The sequence below is a fragment of the Nonomuraea sp. NPDC001831 genome (assembly GCF_042892035.1).
Lineage (GTDB): Bacteria > Actinomycetota > Actinomycetes > Streptosporangiales > Streptosporangiaceae > Nonomuraea.
Map to the genome: position 1 here is coordinate 77,851 of NZ_JBIATU010000008.1, position 23,014 is coordinate 100,864.

Annotated in this window: 24 protein-coding genes; 18 read left to right on the forward strand and 6 right to left on the reverse strand. The window is 75.0% G+C overall.

The genetic code is table 11. From position 1 onward, the window contains the following. Positions 1-118 precede the first annotated feature (118 nt). From ACFYYW_RS25665 to ACFYYW_RS25710, 10 genes are all read left to right on the forward strand, one after another. The gene (locus ACFYYW_RS25665) at positions 119-1,321 is read left to right on the forward strand and encodes a DegT/DnrJ/EryC1/StrS family aminotransferase (protein WP_387652188.1); all 1,203 of its coding nucleotides are present in this window, start codon (positions 119-121) and stop codon (positions 1,319-1,321) included. After that, a complete protein-coding gene (locus ACFYYW_RS25670) occupies positions 1,318-2,457 on the forward strand; it encodes a DegT/DnrJ/EryC1/StrS family aminotransferase (protein ID WP_387652190.1) in 1,140 nt (379 codons plus the stop codon). Before ACFYYW_RS25665 ends, ACFYYW_RS25670 begins: the two co-directional genes overlap by 4 nt. Beyond that, the gene (locus ACFYYW_RS25675; RefSeq protein ID WP_352322158.1) at positions 2,454-3,380 is read left to right on the forward strand and encodes a UbiA family prenyltransferase; all 927 of its coding nucleotides are present in this window, start codon (positions 2,454-2,456) and stop codon (positions 3,378-3,380) included. Before ACFYYW_RS25670 ends, ACFYYW_RS25675 begins: the two co-directional genes overlap by 4 nt. After that, positions 3,377-4,654 (forward strand): protoporphyrinogen/coproporphyrinogen oxidase, encoded by a 1,278-nt coding sequence (locus ACFYYW_RS25680; protein ID WP_387652192.1) that lies wholly within the window; start codon positions 3,377-3,379, stop codon positions 4,652-4,654. Before ACFYYW_RS25675 ends, ACFYYW_RS25680 begins: the two co-directional genes overlap by 4 nt. 95 nt (positions 4,655-4,749) lie before the next feature. Continuing rightward, entirely contained in the window at positions 4,750-6,357 is a 1,608-nt protein-coding gene (locus ACFYYW_RS25685) for a class I adenylate-forming enzyme family protein (protein ID WP_387652194.1), read from the forward strand. Continuing rightward, the gene (locus tag ACFYYW_RS25690) at positions 6,348-8,210 is read left to right on the forward strand and encodes a CoA transferase (protein WP_387652196.1); all 1,863 of its coding nucleotides are present in this window, start codon (positions 6,348-6,350) and stop codon (positions 8,208-8,210) included. Before ACFYYW_RS25685 ends, ACFYYW_RS25690 begins: the two co-directional genes overlap by 10 nt. Continuing rightward, positions 8,211-9,872 (forward strand): class I adenylate-forming enzyme family protein, encoded by a 1,662-nt coding sequence (locus ACFYYW_RS25695; protein WP_387652198.1) that lies wholly within the window; start codon positions 8,211-8,213, stop codon positions 9,870-9,872. After that, positions 9,869-10,666 carry a class I SAM-dependent methyltransferase gene (locus ACFYYW_RS25700; protein WP_387652200.1) on the forward strand — a complete coding sequence of 266 codons (798 nt, stop codon included), beginning with the start codon at positions 9,869-9,871 and terminating at the stop codon, positions 10,664-10,666. The genes ACFYYW_RS25695 and ACFYYW_RS25700 overlap by 4 nt, the downstream gene beginning before the upstream one ends. Further along, positions 10,666-11,094, forward strand: a complete 429-nt coding sequence (locus tag ACFYYW_RS25705) for a carboxymuconolactone decarboxylase family protein (RefSeq protein WP_387652202.1) — start codon at positions 10,666-10,668, stop codon at positions 11,092-11,094. Before ACFYYW_RS25700 ends, ACFYYW_RS25705 begins: the two co-directional genes overlap by 1 nt. Before the next feature lie 37 nt (positions 11,095-11,131). Then, positions 11,132-12,310 carry a hypothetical protein gene (locus ACFYYW_RS25710; protein WP_387652204.1) on the forward strand — a complete coding sequence of 393 codons (1,179 nt, stop codon included), beginning with the start codon at positions 11,132-11,134 and terminating at the stop codon, positions 12,308-12,310. 4 nt (positions 12,311-12,314) lie between these two features. On the opposite strand, the gene ACFYYW_RS25715 is transcribed toward ACFYYW_RS25710, so the two are convergent. Then, complete coding sequence (locus ACFYYW_RS25715) at positions 12,315-12,956, reverse strand: SDR family NAD(P)-dependent oxidoreductase (RefSeq protein WP_387652206.1); 642 nt, start codon at positions 12,954-12,956, stop codon at positions 12,315-12,317. A gap of 89 nt (positions 12,957-13,045) precedes the next feature. On the opposite strand from ACFYYW_RS25715, the gene ACFYYW_RS25720 reads away from it, so the two are divergent. Next, the gene (locus tag ACFYYW_RS25720; protein WP_387652208.1) at positions 13,046-13,429 is read left to right on the forward strand and encodes a MerR family transcriptional regulator; all 384 of its coding nucleotides are present in this window, start codon (positions 13,046-13,048) and stop codon (positions 13,427-13,429) included. A 4-nt stretch (positions 13,430-13,433) separates the two neighbouring features. Beyond that, a complete protein-coding gene (locus ACFYYW_RS25725) occupies positions 13,434-13,889 on the forward strand; it encodes a pyridoxamine 5'-phosphate oxidase family protein (RefSeq protein WP_352326245.1) in 456 nt (151 codons plus the stop codon). A 13-nt stretch (positions 13,890-13,902) separates the two neighbouring features. Here the strand turns inward: ACFYYW_RS25725 and ACFYYW_RS25730 are convergent, their stop codons facing one another. After that, a complete protein-coding gene (locus ACFYYW_RS25730; protein WP_387652210.1) occupies positions 13,903-14,694 on the reverse strand; it encodes a maleylpyruvate isomerase family mycothiol-dependent enzyme in 792 nt (263 codons plus the stop codon). 99 nt (positions 14,695-14,793) lie between these two features. Here ACFYYW_RS25730 and ACFYYW_RS25735 point away from each other — a divergent pair, with 99 nt between their 5' ends. Together ACFYYW_RS25735 and ACFYYW_RS25740 are read left to right on the forward strand one after the other, a co-directional pair. Continuing rightward, the gene (locus tag ACFYYW_RS25735) at positions 14,794-15,342 is read left to right on the forward strand and encodes a TetR/AcrR family transcriptional regulator (protein ID WP_352326247.1); all 549 of its coding nucleotides are present in this window, start codon (positions 14,794-14,796) and stop codon (positions 15,340-15,342) included. Next, positions 15,326-15,745 carry a DUF5360 family protein gene (locus tag ACFYYW_RS25740; RefSeq protein WP_387652213.1) on the forward strand — a complete coding sequence of 140 codons (420 nt, stop codon included), beginning with the start codon at positions 15,326-15,328 and terminating at the stop codon, positions 15,743-15,745. The genes ACFYYW_RS25735 and ACFYYW_RS25740 overlap by 17 nt, the downstream gene beginning before the upstream one ends. Here ACFYYW_RS25740 and ACFYYW_RS25745 read toward each other — a convergent pair. Beyond that, positions 15,696-16,178: a VOC family protein gene (locus tag ACFYYW_RS25745; RefSeq protein WP_387652215.1), complete on the reverse strand. Its 483-nt coding sequence runs from the start codon at positions 16,176-16,178 to the stop codon at positions 15,696-15,698. The genes ACFYYW_RS25740 and ACFYYW_RS25745 overlap by 50 nt on opposite strands. A gap of 86 nt (positions 16,179-16,264) precedes the next feature. Here ACFYYW_RS25745 and ACFYYW_RS25750 point away from each other — a divergent pair, with 86 nt between their 5' ends. After that, complete coding sequence (locus ACFYYW_RS25750) at positions 16,265-17,272, forward strand: helix-turn-helix transcriptional regulator (protein WP_387652217.1); 1,008 nt, start codon at positions 16,265-16,267, stop codon at positions 17,270-17,272. Here the strand turns inward: ACFYYW_RS25750 and ACFYYW_RS25755 are convergent. Next, the gene (locus ACFYYW_RS25755; RefSeq protein WP_387652219.1) at positions 17,181-17,966 is read right to left on the reverse strand and encodes an alpha/beta fold hydrolase; all 786 of its coding nucleotides are present in this window, start codon (positions 17,964-17,966) and stop codon (positions 17,181-17,183) included. The genes ACFYYW_RS25750 and ACFYYW_RS25755 overlap by 92 nt on opposite strands. A gap of 69 nt (positions 17,967-18,035) precedes the next feature. On the opposite strand from ACFYYW_RS25755, the gene ACFYYW_RS25760 reads away from it, so the two are divergent. Both ACFYYW_RS25760 and ACFYYW_RS25765 read left to right on the forward strand, forming a co-directional pair. Further along, positions 18,036-18,713 carry a TetR/AcrR family transcriptional regulator gene (locus ACFYYW_RS25760; protein ID WP_387652221.1) on the forward strand — a complete coding sequence of 226 codons (678 nt, stop codon included), beginning with the start codon at positions 18,036-18,038 and terminating at the stop codon, positions 18,711-18,713. Beyond that, a complete protein-coding gene (locus ACFYYW_RS25765; protein ID WP_387652223.1) occupies positions 18,710-20,128 on the forward strand; it encodes an MFS transporter in 1,419 nt (472 codons plus the stop codon). Before ACFYYW_RS25760 ends, ACFYYW_RS25765 begins: the two co-directional genes overlap by 4 nt. 214 nt (positions 20,129-20,342) lie before the next feature. Here ACFYYW_RS25765 and ACFYYW_RS25770 read toward each other — a convergent pair whose 3' ends face one another. Then, positions 20,343-21,284, reverse strand: coding sequence for a DUF5996 family protein (locus ACFYYW_RS25770; protein ID WP_387652225.1), 942 nt, complete (start codon positions 21,282-21,284; stop codon positions 20,343-20,345). Between the two features lie 91 nt (positions 21,285-21,375). On the opposite strand from ACFYYW_RS25770, the gene ACFYYW_RS25775 reads away from it, so the two are divergent. Beyond that, complete coding sequence (locus tag ACFYYW_RS25775; protein ID WP_352326258.1) at positions 21,376-21,774, forward strand: MerR family transcriptional regulator; 399 nt, start codon at positions 21,376-21,378, stop codon at positions 21,772-21,774. Here ACFYYW_RS25775 and ACFYYW_RS25780 read toward each other — a convergent pair. Then, the gene (locus ACFYYW_RS25780; RefSeq protein WP_352326259.1) at positions 21,761-22,960 is read right to left on the reverse strand and encodes a hypothetical protein; all 1,200 of its coding nucleotides are present in this window, start codon (positions 22,958-22,960) and stop codon (positions 21,761-21,763) included. The two genes, ACFYYW_RS25775 and ACFYYW_RS25780, sit on opposite strands and share 14 nt — an antisense overlap. Positions 22,961-23,014: the final 54 nt, after the last annotated feature.

A 23,014-nucleotide genomic window follows, 5' to 3' on the forward strand; every position in this document is an offset into this window, starting at 1 on the left:
GCTCCGCCGAGGGAGCCGTCCGGGGGCCTTGTCCCCGGGCGGCTCCGCCCGAAGAAGGGGCCGTCCGGGCCGCATCCCCGGGCGGCCCCGCCGCCACCATCGCACCAGGACGGGAACCTTGGAGAAAACACTCTCTCCGCCCGGGGGATCGCCGCCCCGCGCCGCCGCTCCCATCCCCTTCTTCTCCCAGGCGGCCACGTTCGACCGGCTGTGGAAGGAGATCCGCGCCGGGTGCGTCGACGTGCTGGACCGCGGCAAGTTCTCCCACGGCGCGAAGGTCGCCGAGCTCGAACGCCGGCTCGCCCTGTGGACCGGCGCCGCGCACGTCGTCGGCGTCAACTCCGGCACCGACGCGCTGGTGCTGCTGCTGCGCGCGGCCGGCCTGCGACCGGGCGACCAGGTCGTGGTGCCCGCCTACAGCTTCATCGCGACCGCCAGCTCCGTCGTGCTGGCCGGCGGCGTGCCGGTCTTCGCCGACATCGAGGAGCACGGCTACGGCATCGACCCGGCCTCCGTCGACGCCGTGGCCGGGCCGCGCACCACGATGGTCATGCCGGCGCACCTGTTCGACCGCCTGGCCGACCTGCGGGGCGTGTGCGAGGTGGCCCGGCGGCGCGGCCTGACCGTGCTGGAGGACAGCGCCGAGGCCATCGGCATGCGCCTCGACGGCACGCACGCCGGGCTCGTCGGCGCGGGCGGCGTGTTGTCGTTCTTCCCGTCCAAGACGCTCGGGGCCATCGGCGACGCCGGAGCGCTGCTCACCGACGACGACGGCATCGCCGAGACCGCGCGGGCGCTGCGCCACCACGGCCGCGGCGGCCGTACCCTCGACCATTTCCCCGGCATCGCCAACCCCACGATCCTGCCCGGCTGCAACAGCAAGATGGACGACCTCCAGGCCGCCGTCCTGCTGGCCAAGCTCGCCCGGCTCGACGCCGACATCGCCCGCAGGTCCGAGCTGGCCACCCGCTACGACGCGCGGCTGCGCGACGTGCCCGGCGTGCTGGCCGTGCCGGGCGCGGCGCCGCCGCACCCGGGCGGCAACCGGGTCTGCTACGTCTACCTCGTCGAGGTCGAGTCGCGCGACGCGCTGGCGGCGCACCTGGCCGCGGCGGGCATCGGCACCGAGGTCTACTACCCGGTCCCGCTGCACCTCCAGCCCTGCTTCGCCCACCTCGGCCACGTCCGGGGCGACTTCCCGAAGGCGGAGGCGGCCTGCGAGCGGGCCCTCGCCCTGCCGCTCTACCCCGACCTGTCCGACGCCGCGGCCGACCGGGTGTGCGACGAGATCGAGGGCTTCTACCGAGGGCGGCGCGGATGAGCCGGGTGCCGTTCTTCGCCGCCGACCTGTTCGAGGCCGACCGGGCGACGCTGCTGCGCACGGTCTACGCCATCGGCACCGGCGAGGCCCAGAAGTTCATCCTGGGCGAGCACACCGCCCGGTTCGAACGCGAGCTGCGCCACCGGCTCGGCGCGGCCGACGTCGTGGCCTGCTCCAGCGGCACTTCCGCGCTCACCCTGGTGCTGGCCGCCATGGACGTGGGCCCCGGCGACGAGGTCGTGGTGCCCGCCTTCGGCTGCGCCCCGCTGGCCGCCACCGTCGTCGGCGCGGGGGCGCGGCCGGTGTTCGCCGACGTCGACCCCGTGACGCTCGCCGCCGATCCCGCCGCCGCCGAGTCGCTGGTCACCGGGCGGACCAAGGCGGTGATGCCGGCTCACATGTTCTCCGTGATGGCCGACATGCCGCGCTTCCGCGAGCTGGCCGACCGGCACGGCCTGCGGCTGGTCGAGGACTCCGCGCTGGCCCAGGGCGGCACGCTGGGCGGGCGGCCCGCCGGTCGGTGGGGTGACGCGGGCGTGTACTCGTTCGTGCAGGTCAAGACGTTCGGCATGCCGGGGGAGGGCGGGGTGGTGATCACCGACGACCCGGCCCTGGCGGCGCACGTACGGATGCTGCGCAACCACGGCCAGGACGGCGCCCGGCGCTTCCACCACCGCCGCGTCGGCCACAACAGCCGCTTCGACGAGGTGATGGCGGCCTTCCAGCTCCACCGGCTGGCCGGCCTGGACGACCGCCTGTCGCGCCGGGCCGAGATCGCCTCCTACTACTCCCGGCGTTTCGAACCCCTGGCGGAACGCGGGATCGTGGCACCGCCCGTCGGAGGGGACGGGCGGTTCCACTACGTCTACACCGTGCTCACCGAGCACCGGGCCGAGCTGGCGGCCCACCTGGCCGCCCACGACATCGCCACCCACGTCTACTACCCGCGCACGCTGCCCGCCCAGCCGGCCTTCGCCCGCTTCGCGCCGCCCGGCGCGTCGTGGCCGGTGGCCGAGTCGGCCGCCCGGCGCAACCTGTCGCTGCCGCTGCACCCGCGGCTCGCCGACGCCGAGGTCGAACGGATCGCCGACGCGGTCTGCGCGTTCGCTCACGGCTCCCCGCAGGAGAACCCATGACCGACCAGGTGGTCACCCGCGGCCTCGGCCCCTACGCGCGGCTGGCCAAGCTCGACATCTACGACTACTACCTAGGCCTGCCGCTGGTGTGGTCGCTGCTGCCACCGGCCGGGCGATGGCAGCCGTACGCGGTCGGCCTGCTGCTGTCCGTGCTGATCGCCGAGGCGGCCGTGGTGGCCGCGATGGTCGGCTTCGACGACATCACCGGCCACCGCGACGGCAGCGACGCGGCCAACTACTCCTCCGACGCCGCCCGCCGCAGACTGGCCCGCAAACCGCTGGTCGCCGGCACGCTCACCGAGCGGCAGGCGCTGCGCTTCGCCTGGACGGCCACCGCGATCAGCGCCGTGCTGTGGGCCGCCGTCGTGGCCGCCGCCCCCCACCGGCCCGCCTGGGTCGTCGTGACGGCGGCGGCGTGCGTGGTCGCGGCCGTGCAGTACTCGTGGGGGCTCAAGCTCAGCTACCGGGGGTTCCAGGAGCTGTTCCTCGTCGGGCTCGGCGTGGGGTGGGTGCTGGTGCCGTACGGGCTGCTGACCGGGCAGGCGAGCGGGTTCGTGGCGGTGCAGGCGGTGCTCTTCGGGCTCGGCCCGATGATCTTCGGCCTGTACTCCAACACCAACGACGCCCGCGGTGACCGGGAGGCCGGGCGCTTCACCGTCGCGGCGCGGACGTCCCCGCGGGCCAACGCCGCCTTCGTCACCGCGGTGAGCGCGGCCGAGAGCCTGGTCGTGGTGTGGGCCGTGGCCGCCGGGGTCGCGCCCCGGTGGTTCCTGGGCGTGCTCGTCCCGCTGGTCTCCCTCCGCGTCACCCAGCTCGTGATCGGGTTCGTACGGGGAGACGTGCTGCGGGCCCGGCGGGTGGCGATCCGCACCCACCGCGTCACCGTCGGCGTGCTGATCCTGGCCAACCTGGTCCTGGCATGAACGTGGACGTCGCGGTGGTGGGCGCCGGGCCGGCGGGCCTGGCGGCGGCGTACGCGCTGGACCGGGCCGGGCTCGCGGTCCGCGTCCTGGAGGCGGCCGAGGCGGTGGGCGGGCGGATGCGCACCCTGCGGGCGCGGGGCTGCCTGATCGACACCGGCGCCGAGATGTTGCCGTCCGCCGACGGCTACCCGGCCACCTGGCGGCTGATCAGGGCGGTCGGCCTCGACGCGGCGGCCGTGCCGAGGGTGCCCGACGCCGTCGGCGTGTGGCGCGACGGGCGCGTCCATCCGCACGTCGGCCGCCCGCTCGGGCTGCTCACCGGCGCGGGCCTGCCGCCGCGCGCCCGCCTCGACCTGGTACGCCTGCGCCTCCGCCTGGCCCGCGGCCGTCCAGGGCCGGAGACCACCGTCGCCGACCTGGTCGGGAAGTACCATCCCGACCTGCGCGCGTTTCTCGTCGAGCCGCTGGTCGCGGGGTTCTTCGGCTGGGACGCCGGGCGTTCGTCCGCGGCGGTGTTCGCCGAGCACCTGACGAGCACCGGCAGCACCAGCACCTGGCACACCTACCGCGACGGCATGGACACCCTGGCCAGGGTGCTCGCCGCCGGGCTCGACGTGGTCACCGGGCACGAAGTGACAGGGGTGGTCCCGTGCCCGGGAGGGGTGCGGCTGGAGTCGCCGCGGGGGAGCGTGAGCGCGCGGGCGGCGGTCCTGGCCGTGCCCGCGCCCGTGGCGGCCCGGCTGCACCCCGGCGCCCCGCCGGAGGAGCGGGCGTACCTGGAGGCGTGCACGTACGCGCCCATGCTCCGGCTCAGTCTCGTCCTGTCCCGGCCGGCGGCGCCCGGCTGGCGCGGGTTCGCCACGCTCGTGCCCGCGGCCGAGGACCCCGTGCTCAACGTGATCACCGTCGACCACCACAAGCACCCGGGCCGGGCCCCCGCCGGTACCGGGCTCATCTCGCTCATCACCTCGCCGCAGGGCACCGCCGCGCTCATGGGGGAGAGCGACGAGAAGGTCGCCGACCAGCTCGTCGGGCGCGCCGAGCGGTTCGTGCCCGGCCTGGCCGGCCGGGTGGCCCGCTTCCACGTGCACCGCTTCCCGCACGGGCTGCCGGAGGCGACGCCGCGGGCGCTGGCGCTGCGGGCGGCGTTCGAGGGGCGTCCCGGGGCGGCGGTCGACTACGCGGGCGACTGGGTCGCCCTGCGGCCGTGCAGCGAGGGCGCGGTCGCGGCGGGGGAGCAGGCCGCCGCGCGGGTGCTCGCCCGCCTGTCGTAGCCGCCCGCCTGTCGTAGCCACCCGCCTGTTGTGGCCGCCCGCCTGTCGTAGCCACCCGCCTGTTGTGGCCGCCCGCCTGTCAATGACGTACGCGCATGGAGAGAAAGCAGATGGCCTTCTTCACCCGGCCCATCGAGTTGGGCACCCTTTTCGACGACCTCGCCGATCGCGGACGCAGGACCGGCGTGCACGTGAGCCGTCCCCTGGACATCGCCCCCCACCTCGGCACCGACCTCGACCTGCCGGACCTGGCCGAGCTGGTCAGGGAGGCGGCCGGCTGGCTGGCCGCGGCCGGCGCGCGCCGGGGTGACCGGGTCGCCGTCGTCAAGCGCAACCACTGGGACTACGTGCTGCTGTCCTGCGCCGCCGCGCGCATCGGGGCGGTGCCCGCCACACTGTCCGCCGACCTGCCGCCCGACGTGCTGGAGATCCTGCTCAAACGGCTGGAGCCCGCGCTGCTCGTCACCGACTCCGCCCTCGCCGCCCGGCCCGGCGTGGCGTTCCAGGCGCCGCGCACCCTGGTCCTGGACGGCCCGGCGAAGGGGCTGCTGTCGCTGGACGACGTCCGCGGCTGGGCCGTGCCGCCGGCGCACCGGCCCGCGCTGGACGACCCGCTGGCCGTCATGCACACCTCGGGGACGACCGGGGTGCCCAAACTCGTCGTGCACTCCACCCGTACGCTGCTGCGCCGCCTGGCCGGGTTCGAGGCCCACCGGTGGCCGGTGCTGGGCAGCCGTCCCGACGACGTCGTGGCGAGCGCCATCTCCTTCGCCCACGGGCGGGCGCTGGCCTGGACCGCGAGCGTGTTGTGGCTCGGCCCCGCCAAGGTGCTGGCCGTCTCCGCGCCCGGCTGGGAGGAGGCCGGCCCGTTCCTGGCCCGGCACCGGCCCACGACGCTGGAGGCGCTGCCGGCCACGTACGTGCGGTGGCAGCGGCGCACGCTCGGGGAGGCCGGCCCGTTCGCGCGGGTACGCCTGTACATCAGCACGTTCGACGCCGTGCACCCGCCGACCGTGCGCGCCTTCCTGAACGCCACCCGGCACCGGCGGCCGGTGTGGATGCAGGGCTGGGGACAGAGCGAGACCGGCCCGCTGACCTTCCGCCTGCTCACCCGCCGGTCCATGGCGGGCGACGACGGCCGCCACCCCACCACGCGCGACCTCGGACGCCCGGTGCCCACGCGGACCCGGCTGCGGGTGGTGGACCGCGAGACGTTGCGTCCGCTGCCGCGCGGCGCGAGCGGGCTCATGGTCTGCCGCACCAAGGCCCTGTGCCTCGGGTACGTCGGCGAGCAGGAACGGTGGCTGGGCAAACGACTCGGCGGATGGTGGCACACCGGGGACGTCGGGACGCTCAGCCGTACCGGCCGGGTGCGGTTCGTGGACCGGGAGACCGACACGATCCCCGGCGAGAGCTGCGTGGAGCTGGAGGACGTGATCGACGACCGGCTGCCCGAAGTGCTGGAGTGCGTGATCCTGGGCGTCCCCGGGCGGCCTTCCGTGCCGGTCGTGGTCACCGAGGACGGCGGCCTCGACCGCGACGCGTGGCGGCGGGCCGTCGCCGACCTGCCCGAACTGGCCGACCCCGTGGTGATCACCTGGGACCAGGTCCCCCGCACCGGCACGGGCAAGGTCCGCAGGACGGCGCTGCGCGAGCTGCTGGGCGAGACCCCCGACACGTACGGCACCGGGCGGTGGACGTGACGCCGGGGTCGCGGGCCGCCGGCCGGTCCGTCGCCGAGCGGGAGGCGGTCGCCTGGCCGCTGGCGGGCGTGGTCGTGCGGGCGCGCGGCGAGTCGGTCGCGTTGCGGGTGGCCGTCCAGCGGCTGTGCGCGCTGGGCTGCGAGGTCCGGTTCGACGGCGCGCCGCCGCCCGACGGGTCGCCCGCCGGGTGGCTGGGGGTCGCCTCCGCGCCGTTCGGCAGGCCGGGGGAGGCGCTGCCGGAGTGCGGGATCGGCTGGTCGGGGCCGGTCGGCGTGCCGATGGCGGGCGAGCACGACGTGCAGGCGGCCTGCGGGATCGCCCACGTGCACGGGCGGGCCGCCGGCGGGCCGAGGGCGCTGCGCCTGGACTACGCGTCGGTGTGCGCCGGGGTGCTCACCGCCCAGGCGCTCACGGCGGTCCTGCTCGCCCTGCTGCGGGGCGGGCCTACGCTGGCGGCGCGCACGTCCGTCGCGCAGGCGGCGCTGCTCGCGCTCACCCAGTACATCGCCGTCGCCACCTGTGAACGCTTCGACCCGCCCCTCTCCGCCGGACGCGTGCCGGCCCCGGGCGAGGGGCGGGTGCCGCCGTTCCGGTCGGCGGACGGCGTGCGGTTCGAGATCGAGACGTTCGACGCGGAGTGCTGGCGGCGGTTCTGGGACCTGCTCGGCGCCGAGCCGATGGCGGTGGCGGCGGGCTGGCCGCCGTTCCAGCAGCGGTTCGCGACGGCGACCTGCGCGCTGCCGGCCGGGCTGGGCCGGACGGCCGCCGCCGCCTGCTACCGGGACGTCGTGGCGGCCGCCGCGGACGCCGGCGTCAGCGTGCTCCCGGTACGGGACGCGGACGCGCCGCTGGCGCCCCCGCCCGCCTCGCCGTGGCGGCTGCGCGCACTGACCGAGACCGCCACCGGGGCTGCCACCGGGGCCGCCGCCGGGGCTGCCACCGGGGCCGCCGCCGGGGCTGCCACCGGGGCTGCCACCGGGGCTGCCACCAAGGCCGCCACCAAGGCCGCCGCCGGGGGGGCGGTCGGTCTGCCGCCGCTCGCCCGGGACGCCCGGAGCCCGCTGGCCGGGCTGCTCGTCGTGGAGTCCACCAACCGGGTGCAGGGGCCGCTGGCCGGGCACGTGCTCGGCCTGCTCGGCGCGGACGTCGTCCGCCTTGAGCCGCCCGGCGGGGACCCGCTGCGCGGGGTGCCGCCGATGGCGGGGCCGACGTCGGCCCGGTTCCTCGCACTCAACCGGGGCAAACGCGCCCTCGAAGCCGACCTCAAGTCCGCCGCCGGACGCCGGGCCGCCCTGCGCCTGATCGCCTGCGCCCACGTGTTCCTGCACAACTGGCCGCCCGGCCGGGCCTGCTCGTACGGGCTGGACCACGACGACCTCGCGCCCGTCCGGCCGTCCCTGGTGTACGCGCAGGCCGGGGGGTGGGCCGAGGCGCTGCCCCCGCCGCAGCCCATGGGCACCGACTACCTGGTGCAGGCCTACAGCGGGGTGGCGGCGCGGCTGGCCGGACCCGGCGAGCAGCCCACGCCGTCCCTGATGACGCTGACCGACGTGCTGGGCGCGCTGATCAGCGCGGAAGCCGTCGTCGCGGCGCTGGTGGCCCGCGCCCGCACGGGCGCCGGCGTACGCGCGGGGACGGCGCTCATCGACGCGGCCCGCCTGCTGCGCGCCACCCCGTCCGCCATCCCGCCCGCCACCCCGCCGGCGAGCCGGGCGGCCGCCGCCGTGACGGACCTGGCCGCCATGGCCGACGACCCCGCCTTCGACCAGGTGCTCGACCGTACCCCGCAAGCCGCCTACAGCCGTGCCCCCTGGACGTTCGTGCCAGCCCCCCACCACGAGGAGGCCCTCTGAATGCGTACCGACCCCCTGCCCTGGACGTCGGCCAACGGGATCGTCCTGGCCGACCGCGTGCCCGCGGACGTGCGCGCGGCATGGACCGCCCGCGGCCTGTGCCCCGGCCTGGACCTGTACAGCCTGTTCAGCCGGCACGTGCGCCGCACGCCGGAGCGTGAGGCGGTCGCCGACGAGACCGGCTCGCTCGACTTCGCCGGCCTGGACGCCCGCGTGCGCCGGGCCGCCGCCGCGCTGGCCGCCGCCGGGCGGGGAACGGCCGACATCATCGCCGTCCTGCTGCCCAACGGGCGTGACGCGGTGGTGGCCGAGCTGGCGGTGGCCGCCATCGGCGCGGTGGCCCTGCCCATCCCGCACACGCGGGGGCAGCGCGACATCGCGGGCCTGCTGAACCGCTCCCGGGCGGCCGCGCTGATCACCGTGCCGGAACTGGCCCTGGGGCTGCGGGCCGGGCTGCCGTACCTGGCGCAGACGTGGACGTTCGGCCCGCCCACGCCGGGCACCCGATCGCTCGACGACGTGGCCGAGCACGACGTCCGCGGGTGGCGGCCCGCGTGCCCGGCCGCCGAGTGGCCCGCCCGGATCCTGCTCTCCTCCGGCACCGAGTCCGAGCCGAAGATGGTCGCCTACTCCCACAACGCCATGGCCGGCGGCCGGGGCGCCTACCTGCGGGCCGTGCTGGGCGAGGACGGGCCCACGCGCAACCTGCTGCTGGTCTCGCTGGCCTCCTCCTACGGCTCCTGCGGCACGTCCGTCCTGCTGGCCCGGCACGGCGGCACGCTGATCCTGCGCGCCCGCTTCGACGCCGCCGACGCGTTGCGCGCCGTCGAGCGGCACCGCCCCACCCACCTGTACGGCGTCCCGACGATGTTGCGCCGCATGGCCGACTCGGCGGCCGAGGCCGACCTGTCGTCGCTGCGCCGCGTCGTCAGCAGCGCCCAGCCCCTGCACGGCGAGGCCAGGCAGGCGTGCGCCCGCCGGTTCGGCGTGCCGCTCGTCAACGTGTACGGCTCCACCGACGGCGTCAACTGCCACACCGGCCGCACCCCCGACCGGTGGGCCCCCGGCCTGGCCGGAACCCCGGACCCCGCCGTCGCCGAGATCACCATCCGGGACGCCGAGGGCGAGCCGGTGCCGCCGGGCGAGCCGGGCGAGATCTGGGCCCTCGGCCCGATGACCCCCCTGTGCTACGTCGCCGCCCCCGACCTGGACGACCGCTACCGCGCCCCCGGCGGCTGGGTCCGCACCGGCGACCTGGGCCGCCTCGACCCCGACGGCACGTTGTGGGTCCTCGACCGGATCAAGCGCGTCGTGATGCGCGGCGGCCTCAGCATCTCCCCGGCCGAGGTCGAACGCGAGCTCAGCACCCATCCCGACGTCGCCGACGCCTTCTGCGTCCCGGTGCCGGACGACGACCTGGGGGAGCGCATGTGCGCCTGCGTGTCGCCGCGGCCCGGCGCGAGACCGCCGTCCCCGGCCGAGCTGATCGTCTACCTGCGCGAGGAACGCGGCCTGGACCGGCGCAAACTCCCCGAACGGTTCCTCTGGCTGCCCGAACTGCCGCTCGGCCCGACCGGCAAGGTCTGCGCCGCCACCCTCACCCGGCTGGCCGCGCGGTCGGCGGTGCCCGTCCCGCGCAGCCCGATGAGGAGCGGCCGATGAGCCGGACCGCCTACGTGTTCGGCGAGCGCCGCGACCACGTCGCCGAGCAGCACCGCTGCCTGGAGCTGGCCTACGACCCGATGACCGTCGAGCGCCTGGCCGAGGCGGGCGTCGGGCCCGGCATGCGGTGCCTGGAGGTGGGCGCGGGCGGCGGCAGCGTGGCGGAGTGGCTGGCCCGCCGCGTCGGATCGGCCGGGAGCGTGCTGGCCACCGACATCGAGCCCGCCTTCGCGCCCGTGGCCCCCCGGCTGGAGGTGGTCAGGCACGACATCGTCCGCGACCCGCTGCCGGAGGCCGCGTTCGACGTGGTGCACGCGCGGCTGGTGCTGCTGCTCCTGCCGGAGCGGCTGGCCGTGCTGGACCGGCTCGTCCGGGCGCTGAAGCCGGGCGGCGTGCTGCAGCTCGACGAGTTCGACATCACCTACGGCCCCGGGCTGCTGATGCCCGACCCGGCCTCGGCCGAGCTCTACGAGACGTTCATGCAGGCCAAGATCCGCGTGATGACGCGCGCCGGGGTGGACGTGGCCTGGGGCCGTCACGCGGCTGCGGCGATGCTGCGGGCCGGGCTGACCGGCGTCGACCCCCGGCCCCGGGTGGAGTTGTGGGACGCCCGCTCGCCGGGGGCGCGGCTGGTCGCCCACCACACCAGGCACCTGCGCGACCGGTTCGCCGAGGAGGGCCTGACCGACCGGCAGCTCGCCGACGTGCGCGCGCTGCTGGCCCATCCGGACTTCCGCGCCACCTCGTGCGTGACCTACTCCGTGCAGGGCCGCCGTCCCCTGGAGGTGGCGTGATGCGCATCGACCTGTACGGCGCCGCGCCGGGCGTGCACTCCGCGATGGCCCGCCTCGACGCCGCCGCGAGCCGGGAGCTCGATCCCGCGCTCGCCGAGCTCGTCCGGCTGCGGGCCTCGCAGCTCAACGGCTGCGCGGTCTGCCTCGGCAGGCACACCCGCGCCGCCCTGGAGGCGGGCGAGGACGCCGGACGCCTGCACGCCCTCGCCCTCTGGCGCGACAGCACCCTGTTCACCGGGCCAGAACGCGCGGCGCTGGCGCTCACCGAGTCGATGACCAGGATCGCCGAGGCCGGGGTGCCGGAGGAGGTGTTCGACGCGGCCCGCGAGCACTTCGACGAGACCGCGCTGGCCCACCTGCTGTGGACGATCGCCGCCATCAACGTCTGGAACCGGATGGCGATCGCGGCCGGTCCGCCCGCCGGATAGGCGGTGATCGTGGCGGTGGCTGTGGCACGATCGAGGCATGCGATCCCGTACGGAGGTGGCCTTAGCGGGCCTGATCGTGCTCACGCTGACCGGCGCCTGCGCCGACCCGGCGACCCAGCGGGTCTCCCTGATGAACGACCCGTCCGCGCCGCCGTCGTCCAGCCTGGCGCCGGCCATGCCCCGCGTCGCCACGGACGCGCCGACGATGCCGGGCGGGACTCCTTCGCCGTCGGCCTTCCGGCCGCCGCCGCTGGTGCCGGCGACCTCGCTGGCCGAGCCCATGGCGACGGGCAGGCCCCTGACGGCGACCGGGCCGCCGCGCTTCTTCGTCACCGCCCGGACGCCGATCTTCTCCTTCACGGACTCGTCCAAGACGGCGCACGCCACGCCGGTGCCGCCCGCCGTGAACGACGCCGTGACGGGCGCCTTCGTGGCGGCCGTGCCGCTGCCGCCCGGGGTGCGCTCGTCCTGGCACCTCGTCGCCGCCGCCCCCGACAACCGCACGTTCGTGCTGGCCGGATGGACGGGGCTGGACACGCCGCTCCGGCTCTTCCGCATCCGTCTCGACGAGCAGGGACGGCCCGGCGAGCCGGAGCTCGTGCCCGACCTCGAACCCGAGCCCGACCAGGTGACCGCGATGGCACTCAGCCAGGACGCCACCAGGCTCGCCTACACCGTCACGCTCGTCGGCGGCGGGACCAAGGTGGCGGTCCTCGACCTGGCCACCGGGCGGCGGCGGGACTGGGTCACCCGGGAGAGCACCGCCGTCATGGGCCTGGCCTGGGCGCCCGACGGGCGGCGGCTGGCCATGGCGATGCTCCCCAGCGGCGTCAAGGTGCTCGACCTGGGGAACAAGGGCTCCGATCTGATCGCCGCGTCGCGGCCGGTCAGGCCGGACAGGCCGGACAAGGCGGTGCGGATCCCCCAGTCGGTGGCCTTCACCCCCGACGGGGGCGCCCTGCTCTACTCCGCCGGTCACGACGTCGAGCGGGTGCCGGTCGCGGGCGGCCGGCCCCAGGTGGTGGCCCGGCTGACCCTGCCGCGGGGAGCCTCGCTGGGCCTTCGTTTCAGCATCGACGGGACCGGCAGGCAGCTGCTGTACACGGACGGATGGCGGGCGCACCGGGTCGACCTCGCCGACGGGTCCACCACGTCGGTCCGGATCGACGCGGGCAAACGATCGGGCGAGGGCGAGTCGCCGGTCGCCGCCTGGTGAGGGGTCAGGTGCCGAGGTGCTGGGCCTGGTGTTCCCACTGGTCGCGGGGCTGGGTGTGCAGGCGCCAGTAGTGCTCGGCGATGTCGTCGGGGTCGAAGGCGGTGCCGGGGGCGACCACGCCGGCCACCGTGACGCTGGCCACGTGCACGCCGTCCGCGCCGTACTCCTGGTCGAGCAGGGTCACCAGGGTCCGTACGCCGGCCTTGCCCAGTGACAGGCTCACGTAGCCCGGCTTGGGATGCGGCATGCCGCCGGTGACGATGAACGTGCCGCCGCCGCGCCCGGCCATCCCCGGCGCCACGTGGGCCGCGGCGGTGAGCGCCCCGACGACGTTGACCGCGTACGCGTCGAGCTGGGCCTTCGCGGGCAGCTCCCCGGGCCGGTCGGCCTGGACGATCGCGGCGTTGTAGACCACGACGTCGGGCGGCCCCAGCTCGGCGGCCGTCTTGTCGAGCGCGGCGCGCAACGCGTCCTCGTCGGTGCTGTCGGCGACCGCCGTGGCGACCGGCACGCCGTAGGAGGACAGGGACGCCGCCGCCGACTCCACCGTCCGCGCGGTGCGCGCGATAAGGCCGACCGGCAGCCCCTCGGCGGCGAACCGGCGCGCCACCGCCTGCCCGATCCCCGGCCCCGCTGCGATGATCACTGCTCCGGACACCTTCATCTCCCATCTGTATTGGCGACAATGGGGACGATAAAGGGTCACATCCATGTGAGGGTCAACCCGGAGGTTCCATGCGAATCGGCGATCTCGCCCGGCAGACCGGAGTGAGCCGCAGGCTGCTGCGCTACTACGAGGACCAGGGCCTGCTCAAACCGCTGCGCCTGCCGAACGGCTACCGCGAGTACGCCGAGACCGACGTCGCGGAGGTGCGCCACATCCGCGCGCTGCTCGAAGCCGGCCTGCCCACGTCGGTCATCACCAGGGTGCTGCACTGCGTGCACGACGACGGCGCCGACATGGTGCCCTCCTCCTGCCCCGAGATGATGGACAACCTCAACCGCGAGCGCGCCCGCATCAGCGGCGAGATCAGCCGCCTGGCGGCCTCGCGGAACGCGCTCGACTCCATGCTCGCCACCGCCCGCGAGCCTGCAGAAGGGGAGCGTCCGCCCAGGTGAGAGGATGGACGGCATGGATCTGGGGGCCATCCGGGCGATGAGTCGCGAGGAGTGCCTGACGCTGCTGTCCACGGTCCCCGTGGGCCGGGTGGCGTGGGCGCGGCCGGGCGGCACGATCATCGTGCTGCCGGTGAACTTCACGCTCGACGCCGACACCGTCGTGTTCCGGATCCCGCCCGGCCGCATCCTGGAGGCGATCGAGCACCGGGTGCCGATGGCGTTCGAGATCGACGACATGGAGCCGGCCATGCGCACCGGGTGGAGCGTGCTGGTGACCGGCGTCGCGGAGGTCGTCCGGGATCGGGAGGAGGCCGGGCGGCTGGAGCGGCTGACCGGCGCGCCCTGGCCGGAGCTGACCGACCCCGTGCTCGTGCGGCTGCCGTTGCACCGCATGTCCGGGCGTCGCCTGCCGCTGCATCCGGGCGGGGTGGTGGTCGAGCGCCTCGGCGGGGAGGCGTGAGGCCGAGGCAGGCTCACACCGGCGGGACGAGCGTGAACCAGCGGTCCAGCAGGGTCCGGTCGCCGCGTACGTCGAGCCGGTCGGCGGGCAGCCGGTGCCACAGGTGCAGCAGCAGGTCGGAGGCCGTTCCGGTGAGCTCGACCGCGCCCTCGGAGTCGCCGGTGAGCCGGACGTCGTCGCCGTCGAAGCGCACCGCCCACCTTCCGGGCCCGTCGCTCTGGCGGAACAGGTAGCGCTCGCCCGCGCCGGGCGGAGCCTGCGTCCAGGACCGGCGGGCCGGGGCCATCACCTCGAAGACCTGGGTGACGGCGTCGGCGGCGAACGCGGCGTCGATCGGGGCGGCCGTGCCGAGCGCGTTCTCGGCGTCCCAGCGGTGGACGGCGGCCTCGATGGCCTGCATCCGCTGCCAGAACCCGACGGTCTGCTCGGCGGACCACGTCCAGGCGGGGTCGTCGGGGGAGGCGGTGGAGAACCGCGCGCCGAGCCGCGCGGCGCCCTCGGCGAACCAGTCGAGCACGGCCGGGGGCACCGGCCCGGTGTTGGGCGCGCGGTCCGGATGGGGCCAGTCGCCGAAGTCCGCCGGCAGGCCCAGGACGGCGACGTCGGCGGGGTCGGGCAACCCGGGAAGGCGCTCGTCGATGACCGCGTGCACGTGCCGGTGCACCGCGCCCAGGTGGATGACCAGGTCGGCGACCGACCAGCCGGGGCAGGACGGCACGAGGGGCGCGCCGCCCGACGCGGTCGCCTGCCGCGCGGCCGCCTCGAACGCCTGTACCTCGCGGTGGAAGTGCGCGACGTGATCCATGGGCTCGCTCCGATCGGGCCGGGTGCGCAAGGTCGGATGAGGTTATGCGCAGACGGGAACGGCTCGAAACTGTACCGGTCAGCCGGTACAGTAATGGCCATGCCACGACCCAGTTCCAAGGACCGGCTGCTCGACGCCGCCGCCGACGTGCTGCTGACGGAAGGCGCGGAGTCGCTCACGCTGGAGGCGGTCGCCCGGCGGGCGGGCGTCTCCAAGGGCGGCCTGTTCTACCACTTCCCGACCAAGCAGGCCCTCGTCGCCGCCATGGTCGCGCGGCTGACCGACGCCTTCGACCAGGCGCTGGCGGCGGCGGGCGGGCGTCCGGGCGACTTCCTGCGGGCCTACGTCCGGGCCACGATCCCCGAACGCCACACCGCCTCCGTCCCGGCCGACCGGGTCACCGTCGCGCTTCTGGCGGGCGTGCTGGTCGATCCGGCCGGGCTGGAGCCGCTGCGCGAGCGGTTCGCCGCCTGGCAGGCCCGGCTGGCCGACGACGGCATCGACCCGGCCGCCGCGACCGCCGTCCGGCTGGCGGTGGACGGCTGGTGGGCCGCCCGCCTGCTCGGCCTCGGCGAACCCGGCCCCGGCCTGCACGAACCCACCCGCCGCTACCTGATGGAGGCCATCGACCGTGCTGCGCGCGACTAAGGCGTTGATGGTGCTGACGGATCTCGGCTTCGTGGCCTACTTCACGATCACCGGGCTCGGCCTGATCCCGCCCGAGTGGGCCTTCGCCGACTACGCCGATCCGCTGATGGCCGACTGGAACTGGTCGTTCCTCTGGATCGACCTGCCGGCCAGCGCCACCGGACTGACCAGCCTGTGGCTGCTGCGCCGGCGTTCGCCCGCGGGCGAGCCGCTGATGCTGGTCTCGCTGGTGCTGACGGCGGCCTCGGGGCTGATGGCGATCGCGTTCTGGACGCTGCGCGGCGACTTCTCGCCCGCCTGGTGGATCCCCAACCTCTACCTGCTGCTCTTCCCGCTGCCGGCGATCGCCGCGCTCACCGCCCGGGGAAGAACTCCGCGCCCTGGACGTATTCCATCGCCTTGACGAACCCGGGGTCGCTCAGGCGGCGGCCCGCCTCCTCGGCGGAGACGTCCTCGATGTGGGTCTGGATCCACCACAGGTTGCCCCAGGGGTCGCGCACCCGGCCGACCAGGTCGCCGAAGAACAGGTGCGTGACCTCGGTGACGGACGTGCCGCCCGCCTCGACCGCGCGGCGGTGGACGGCTTCCGCGTCGGGCACGTACAGGCGCAGGAAACCGGGCGTGTCAGGCCATTCGGGCCGGGCGTCGAACATCATCACCACGGCGTTCCCGATCCGCACCTCGGCGTGCTGGACGTCGCCGTCCGGGCCCGTCATCCGGCCCAGCTCGACGGCGTCGAAGGCGGCCTCGAGCCAGTCGATCAGCCCGGCCGTGTCCCGCGAGATGATCCACGGCGTCACGGTGGTGTAGCCCTCGGGGATGGGGTTGACGGTCATGATGTGCCTCCTCGATCGGTGCGTCGAGACGACATTAGGACGCCAGTAGGTCAACTTCTGTCCTACATCGGCGGCATCCTTGGACCATGACGTCCTTGCGGTTGCTGAGCCTGCTGTCACTGCTCCAGACCCCGCGCGAATGGCCGGGCGGCGAGCTGGCCGAGCGGCTCGGGGTCAGCCGCCGCACGGTCCGGCGCGACGTCGAGCGGCTGCGCGACCTGGGTTACCCGGTCGTGGCCACCATGGGCGCGGACGGCGGCTACCGGCTGGTCGCGGGCGCGGCCATGCCGCCGCTGCTGCTGGACGACGAGGAGGCCGTCGCCATCGCCGTGGGCCTGGTGACCGCGGCCCGGCATCCGGTGCAGGGCATCGAGGAGGCGTCGGTGCGCGCGCTGGCCAAGCTGGAGCAGGTGCTGCCGTCCCGGCTGCGCCATCGGGTGGCCTCGCTCGGCGCCGCGACCGTCCCGCTGCCCGGCGCCGAGGGGTTCGACGTCGATCCGGGCCGGCTCACGACGCTGGCCATGGCCGTCGCCAACCGCGAACGGGTGCGCTTCCGGTACCTGGCGGCCGACGGCGCGCGAAGCGCCCGGCTGGTGGACCCGTACCGGCTGGTGGCCGCCGGGCGGCGCTGGTACCTGCTGGCCCACGACCACGACCGGGACGACCGGCGGCTGTTCCGCGTCGACCGCATGGACGACGTACGGGCCACCGGCGCCCGCGTCACCACGACCGAGCCGGCCGACCCCGCCGCGTACGTCGCCGCCAAGCTCTACTCGGGCGCGCCCACGTACGAGGCGGTGGTGACCCTGCACGCGCCCGCCGAGGTCGTGGCCCGCGCGATCCCCGGCGAGCTCACCCCGCTGGACGCGGACACCTGCCTGCTGCGCGCCTCCGCCGACACCCTGGACTGGCTGGCCTTCCGGCTGATCACGCTCGGCTGCGAGTTCGAGGCGCACGAGCCGCCCGAGCTCGTCGCCCACCTTCAGGGGCTGGCCGCCCGGCTCACCCGCGCGAGCGCGCCAGGAACTCCAGCACCAGCGGGCTCGCCACCTCGCGGAACTCCTCGAAGTAGGCGTGCCGCGCCCCCTCGATGAGCCGCAGCTCCGCCCCCGGGATGCGCCCGGCCAGCAGCGGGGCGTTGGCGGCCGGGTTGAACACGTCGTCGGTGCCGTGCACGACCAGGGTCGGCGCGGCGATGGCGGGCAGCACGGCCCAGGCGTCGTGCCCGGCGCTGGCGGCCAGGTGGCGGCGGCGCGCGTGGGCGGGCATGCCCGGATCGCCCACCGTCCGGTACGGCCCCGGATGCGTGGCCAGCCAGCCCGGCGTGTACATCAGCTCCAGCAGCGCCCGTCCGGCGGCGGCCCGGTCGGGTTGCGCGAGCGCCCTGCGCACGTCGGCGCCGCGTTCGAAGCCGTGGACGCCGCCGGGGGAGGTGCAGCCGAGCACCAGCGCCCCCACCCGGCCGGGGTGGTCGGCGGCCAGCCACTGGGCCACCCGGCCGCCCATCGACGTGCCGTAGACGTCGGCGCGGGCGACGCCCAGCTCGTCGAGCACGGCCAGCACGTCTTCGGCGAACCCGCGGGTGGTGTAGGGCTCGTCGGGCTTGTCGCTGTCGCCGGTGCCGCGGTAGTCGAAGGTGATCGTGCGGTGGGCGCGGTCGAAGTCGTCGCGGACCGGGTCCCACCAGCGGTGGTCGTTGGCCTGGCCCTGGAGCAGCACGAGCGCGGGGCCGCTGCCGCGGACCTGGTAGGACAGCTTGACGCCGCCCGTCGTCATGGCGAAAGGCACGCCTTCGATGGTGCCACGGCGACGTCCGTGCCCTTGACGGAGTGAGTACTCACTCCGTACCGTTGAAGCATGACCAACGAGACGAGCCGGCGGAGAGCGCCGGCGATGAGCCCGGAACGACGCCGCGAGATGATCGTGAAGGCCGCCCTCCCCCTGGTGGTGGAGTACGGCACCTCCGTGACCACCGCCCAGGTCGCCCGCGCGGCCGGCATCGGCGAGGGCACGATCTTCCGCGCCTTCGGCGACAAGGAGGCGCTGCTCGCCGCCTGCATGGCCGAGGCGCTGCGCCCCGACGACACCCTCGCCCACGTGTCCGCGATCTCCCTCGACCTGCCGCTGGCCGACCGGCTGGTGGAGGCCGCCGAGGCGCTGCGTGGCTACCTGGCCAGGATGGGCGCGGTAGCGGGCGCCCTGGCCACCACGGGCGGCCTGCGCCGCCCCGCCCCCGGAGGCGACCGCCCGGCACCCGGAGACGAGGCCGGCCCCGCCTCAGGAGGCGAGCCCCGCGCCGCCGAGGGGGGCGAGCGGCCCGGGTCCGGGCGGGAGGAGTCGATGGCGGCCTCCCGCGAGGCCCTGGCCGGGCTGTTCGAGCCCGAGCGCGACCGGCTCAGGCTGGCCCCCGAGCGCCTGGCCGAGGCGTTCCAGTTCCTGGTGATGGCGGCCGGCCGCGGCCCGTCCCCGCTGAGCTCGGAAGAGCTGGTGGAGCTGTTCCTGAACGGCGCGCTCGCGGCGGGCGAACGCCCTTGACCGACCTCTACGAGGACCTCGCGCCCGGCCGCCGCACGGCGGTCACCTACGCCTTACTCGGCTGCGCCTTCCTGGGCATGCTCGACGGCACCGTCGTCGGCACCGCGCTCCCGCGCATCGTCGCGCAGGTCGGCGGCACCACCTCCTGGTACGTCTGGCTGATCACCGCCTACCTGCTCACCTCGTCGGTGAGCGTCCCGATCTACGGCCGTTTCTCCGACCTGTACGGCCGCCGCCGTCTCCTCCTCTCCGGCCTCGCGATCTTCCTGGCCGGCTCCCTGGCCTGCGGGCTCGCCGGCTCGATGGAGGTCCTGATCGTCAGCAGGGCCGTCCAGGGGGTCGGCGCGGGCGCGCTGCTCACGCTGGGCATGGCCCTGATCCGCGACCTCCATCCGCCGCACCGCAGCGAGGGCCTGATCCGCATGCAGACCCTGCTGGCCACCATGATGATCGTCGGCATGGTCGGCGGGCCGCTGCTCGGGGGCCTGCTCGCCGACCACGCGGGCTGGCGCTGGGCGTTCCTGGTCAACCTGCCCGCCGGGGTGCTCGCGGCCGCGCTGATCGCGCTGCTGCTGCCCGACCGGCGTCCGCCGCGCACCTCGGGCAGGCTCGACGCGGCCGGGATCGCGCTGCTCACCGCGGGCCTGTCTTTGGTGCTGATCGGCCTGAGCCTGAAGGGCAACACCGGCCGCGGCTGGAGCGACCCGGCCGTGCTCGGCTCGCTGCTCGGCGGGGCGGCGCTGCTGGCCGCGCTCGTCCCCGTCGAGCGGCGGGCGGACACGCCGGTGCTGCCGCCGCGGCTGATGCGCCGCCGCACGTACGCGGCGCTGCTCGCGGGCGGGTTCTTCTTCCAGGTGGCGGGGCTGCCCGCGGGCGTGCTGCTGCCGCTGTACCTCCAGCACGTACGCGCCTACTCGGCCACGGTGTCCGGCCTGCTGCTGCTCCCGATGCTGGTGGGCATGATCGCCGGGAACCGGCTGACGGCCGTCCTCGTGCTGCGTTCCGGGCGCACCAGGCCGGTGCTGCTGACCGGGGCCGCGCTGCTCACCGCCGGCACGCTGGCCTTCGCCACGCTCGGGCCGCGCACCTCGCCGTACCTGGTGGGGGTCTGGTTGTTGCTCGTGGGGCTCGGCACGGGCCCGGCCATGGGCGGGCTCACCATCGCCACGCAGGGCAGCGTCCCGCCCGCCGACATGGGCACGGCCACCGCCGGTTCGGCGTTGTCCAAGCAGCTCGGCGGCTCCTTCGGCCTGGCCTGTGCCCAGTCGCTCATCGGCGCGCAGGTCAGTGCGGCGGCCGTGGGCTCCACCGTCGCCTGGACCGGCGGGGTCGCGGGCCTGCTGGCCTTCGCCGTCCTGCTGCTGGTCCGCGAGAGCGGGCTGCCGGCCCGGCAGCCGGCCGCCGTCCGGGCCTGAACGGATTCTGGGGAAACGCGGGGAATGTTCCTGGGGGACCGCCCGTTACATAGACCGTGGCCGGTGTGTCCAGTGTCCCCGGGCCTCACCTATTGCCTTCGCGGACTACCGTTCGGCTGGAGCCGCGTTGTGCCTTTCGCCGAGAGGCGACCTGCACACCGGTACACGCACACGTGGAAGCCCGCCCTCTCCGGAGGGCGGGCTTTCGCGTCGTTCAGGCCGGGCGGTTCTTCACGTAGTACGGGTCGGTGATGCCGCCTGGGCAGGCCAGCTCCTCGACGTCCAGGTGGGTCAGCTTGGCCCCGGCCTGGTAGGCGCTCTGCAGGAACTCCAGCACGCTTGCCACCGGATCGCCCATGGCCCGCACGTCGTCGTAGCGCAGCACGGCCAGATGGCTGCCGCGCGCGGGCAGCCACTCGGCCTGCTCGGGCAGCAGCGGCTCGCGCTCCAGCCCCGCCGGCTCGGGCGCGGTGTAGGAGTAGAACGCCGGCCAGGGCCGTTCCTTGTCGCCGAACCAGAACCCCGCGCTGATCACCTCCCGGCTGTACGCCTCGCGCGTGACCGGGTCGGCCTCCTCCGGCACCTCGGCCGGGCGTCCGGTGAAGAGGGTGACCGCGATGTCGAACGTGTGCCAGAAGTGGTGCACCGGGCTGACCTTGCCGCCGAAGTCCGCGGCGAACCGGTCGAGCAGCTGCGCCACCTGCGACAGGATCCGCCAGTAGCGGTTGATCAGGACCGGGTCGTAATGCGCGTGGCGGGTGTCCTCGGCGAACGGCGTCTCGTCGTCCAGGTCGTACGGCACGGCCCAGATCTCCGGCCGGATGCCCAGGTCGGCCAGCGTCTGGAAGAGCCGGGACTGGAACGCGGCCACCGACAGCCCGATCATGCTGAACTCCGCGCTGCGGCCGTCCAGCACGTCGATCACCAGGCGGTGGCGGACGAGGTCGAAGTCCACGCAGAACAGCGGCTGCTCGCCGAGCCCGCCCATGGGACGCGTCGTCAGGCCACGCCCGGTCAGATGGAACGGCACCTGCCACCAATGGTTACGCCGGTTACTCACCGTCAGCCGGATCTTCCCGACGATCTGCGCGAAGCGGTGGAAGGTCTCCTTGGTGTCGGCCCACTCTTCGAGTGGCATGGCCGGAAAGAGCTCCATGTGTCCATCGTAACTACGCTGCGTAACGATTCTTCAGTGGGTCTCCGCTAATATCCGGCTCGAAGGGTGGTTCAAGCCGAGGAGCCGGGGCATGCGGGACACGTTGATCGACATTGGCGAGGTGGCCAGGCGTACCGGGCTGGCCGCGTCCGCGCTGCGCTTCTACGAGCGCAAGGGGCTCATCGAGGCCGAGGGCCGCAACGGCCTGCGCCGCGTCTACCTGCCCGAGACGCTCGACCGGCTGGCGCTGATCACCTGCGCCCGCGACGCCGGGTTCACGCTGTCGGAGATCGCCGAGTTCCTGCGCGCCCGGCCGGCGGACACGCGGCTGCGCGAGCGCATGGCCGCCAAGGAACGCGAGGTCGACCAGCGGGTGCGGCAGCTCACCCGGCTGCGCGACAGCCTGCGCCACGCGGCCGTGTGCGAGCACGACCCGCTGGTCGAGTGCCCCGAGTTCAAGCAGGCCGTGAAGGCCGTCAGCCAGAGCTGACGTACTTGCGCGGGCGCAGGGCGTGGGCGCGCAGCGCGGCCAGGGCCGCGTACTGGCCGGGCCGGTCCATCCGGACGACCAGGTCGTCGCTGTAGGCCAGGCCCAGCGCGGTGAGCTGGGAGACCAGGTCGGCGACCGGCGCGGTGACGTCGTCGAGGCTCGTGGCCGGGTGCCAGCCCTCGCCCCCCACCACCTCGGCCACCCGTTCGCGCAGCTGGACGGGGGACATCAGGACGCCGTCGGCCAGCAGCATGAGCGTGGCCTCGCGGGCCGAGACCTCGAACTCGTGCTCGCCCCTGGCCAGCAGCAGCCGGGTCACCGCCTCCCACATGGCCTCCGGCGAGCCCAGCAGGTGCCGGCCGTAGTCGGTGATGGTCAGCCGGACGCCGTCGCGGCTGATCGCGCCGAGCTCGCGCTCGGCCAGCTCACGCAGCCGCAGCGCCGCGGGCGAGGGGGCCAGCCGCAGCGGCAGGCTGCCCTCGGAGGCGGCCAGGGACAACAACTTGCGCAGGGCGGGCAGGGGCTGCGGCGTCACCGGCGCGTACAGGCGCACCTCGAACGGCTGCGCCAGCTCCCGCCTGGCCGGGCCGCGGCCGAGCACCCAGCGGTTGAGCCGTTCGCCGTGCACGCGGTTGAGCCAGCTGTCGCCGCCCAGCTCGGCGCGGGGCTCGGTGAGCCAGCGGCGGGTGAGCGCGGTGCGGTCGAGGTCGTCGCCGGCGACGATCGCCAGTTCGAGCGCCGCGGAGCAGGCCACGTGCGCGCCCAGCTCCTCCGGGCCCATGATCATGCTCCACTGCAGCTCGGGCACGTCGGGCGGGAGCACGCCCGTGGCCTCGAGGGCCTTCTGGTAGGCGCTGGTGCCGGCGTCCTCGCCCTCCTGGGCGTAGGTGCGCAGGATCTGCGCGGTGGTGGGGGACACGCACAGGGCGGCGTAACGTTCCATGCCGCCCAGTTGCAGCAGCCGCCCGAGCGAGCGGGACAGGCGTTCGTGGTCGCCTCCGGGCCGGAGCGGGCCCACCTTGATCGGAAGCGTGTACCAGAGGAACTCGCAGACGTCGAGCTGGGTCACCGTCTCCAGCGGTTCCCCACCCGTCAACCATTCGACGGCGGTCCTGGCCTCCTCGGCCAGGTCCGGCTGAGATCGCTCCAACTCGGCGAGAAGGGCGGTGACATCCGGTGCACTCATGCCTCGAAGTTTGCCGTATCGCACCCAGCTATGACGATGACCGAATGCGGTGCG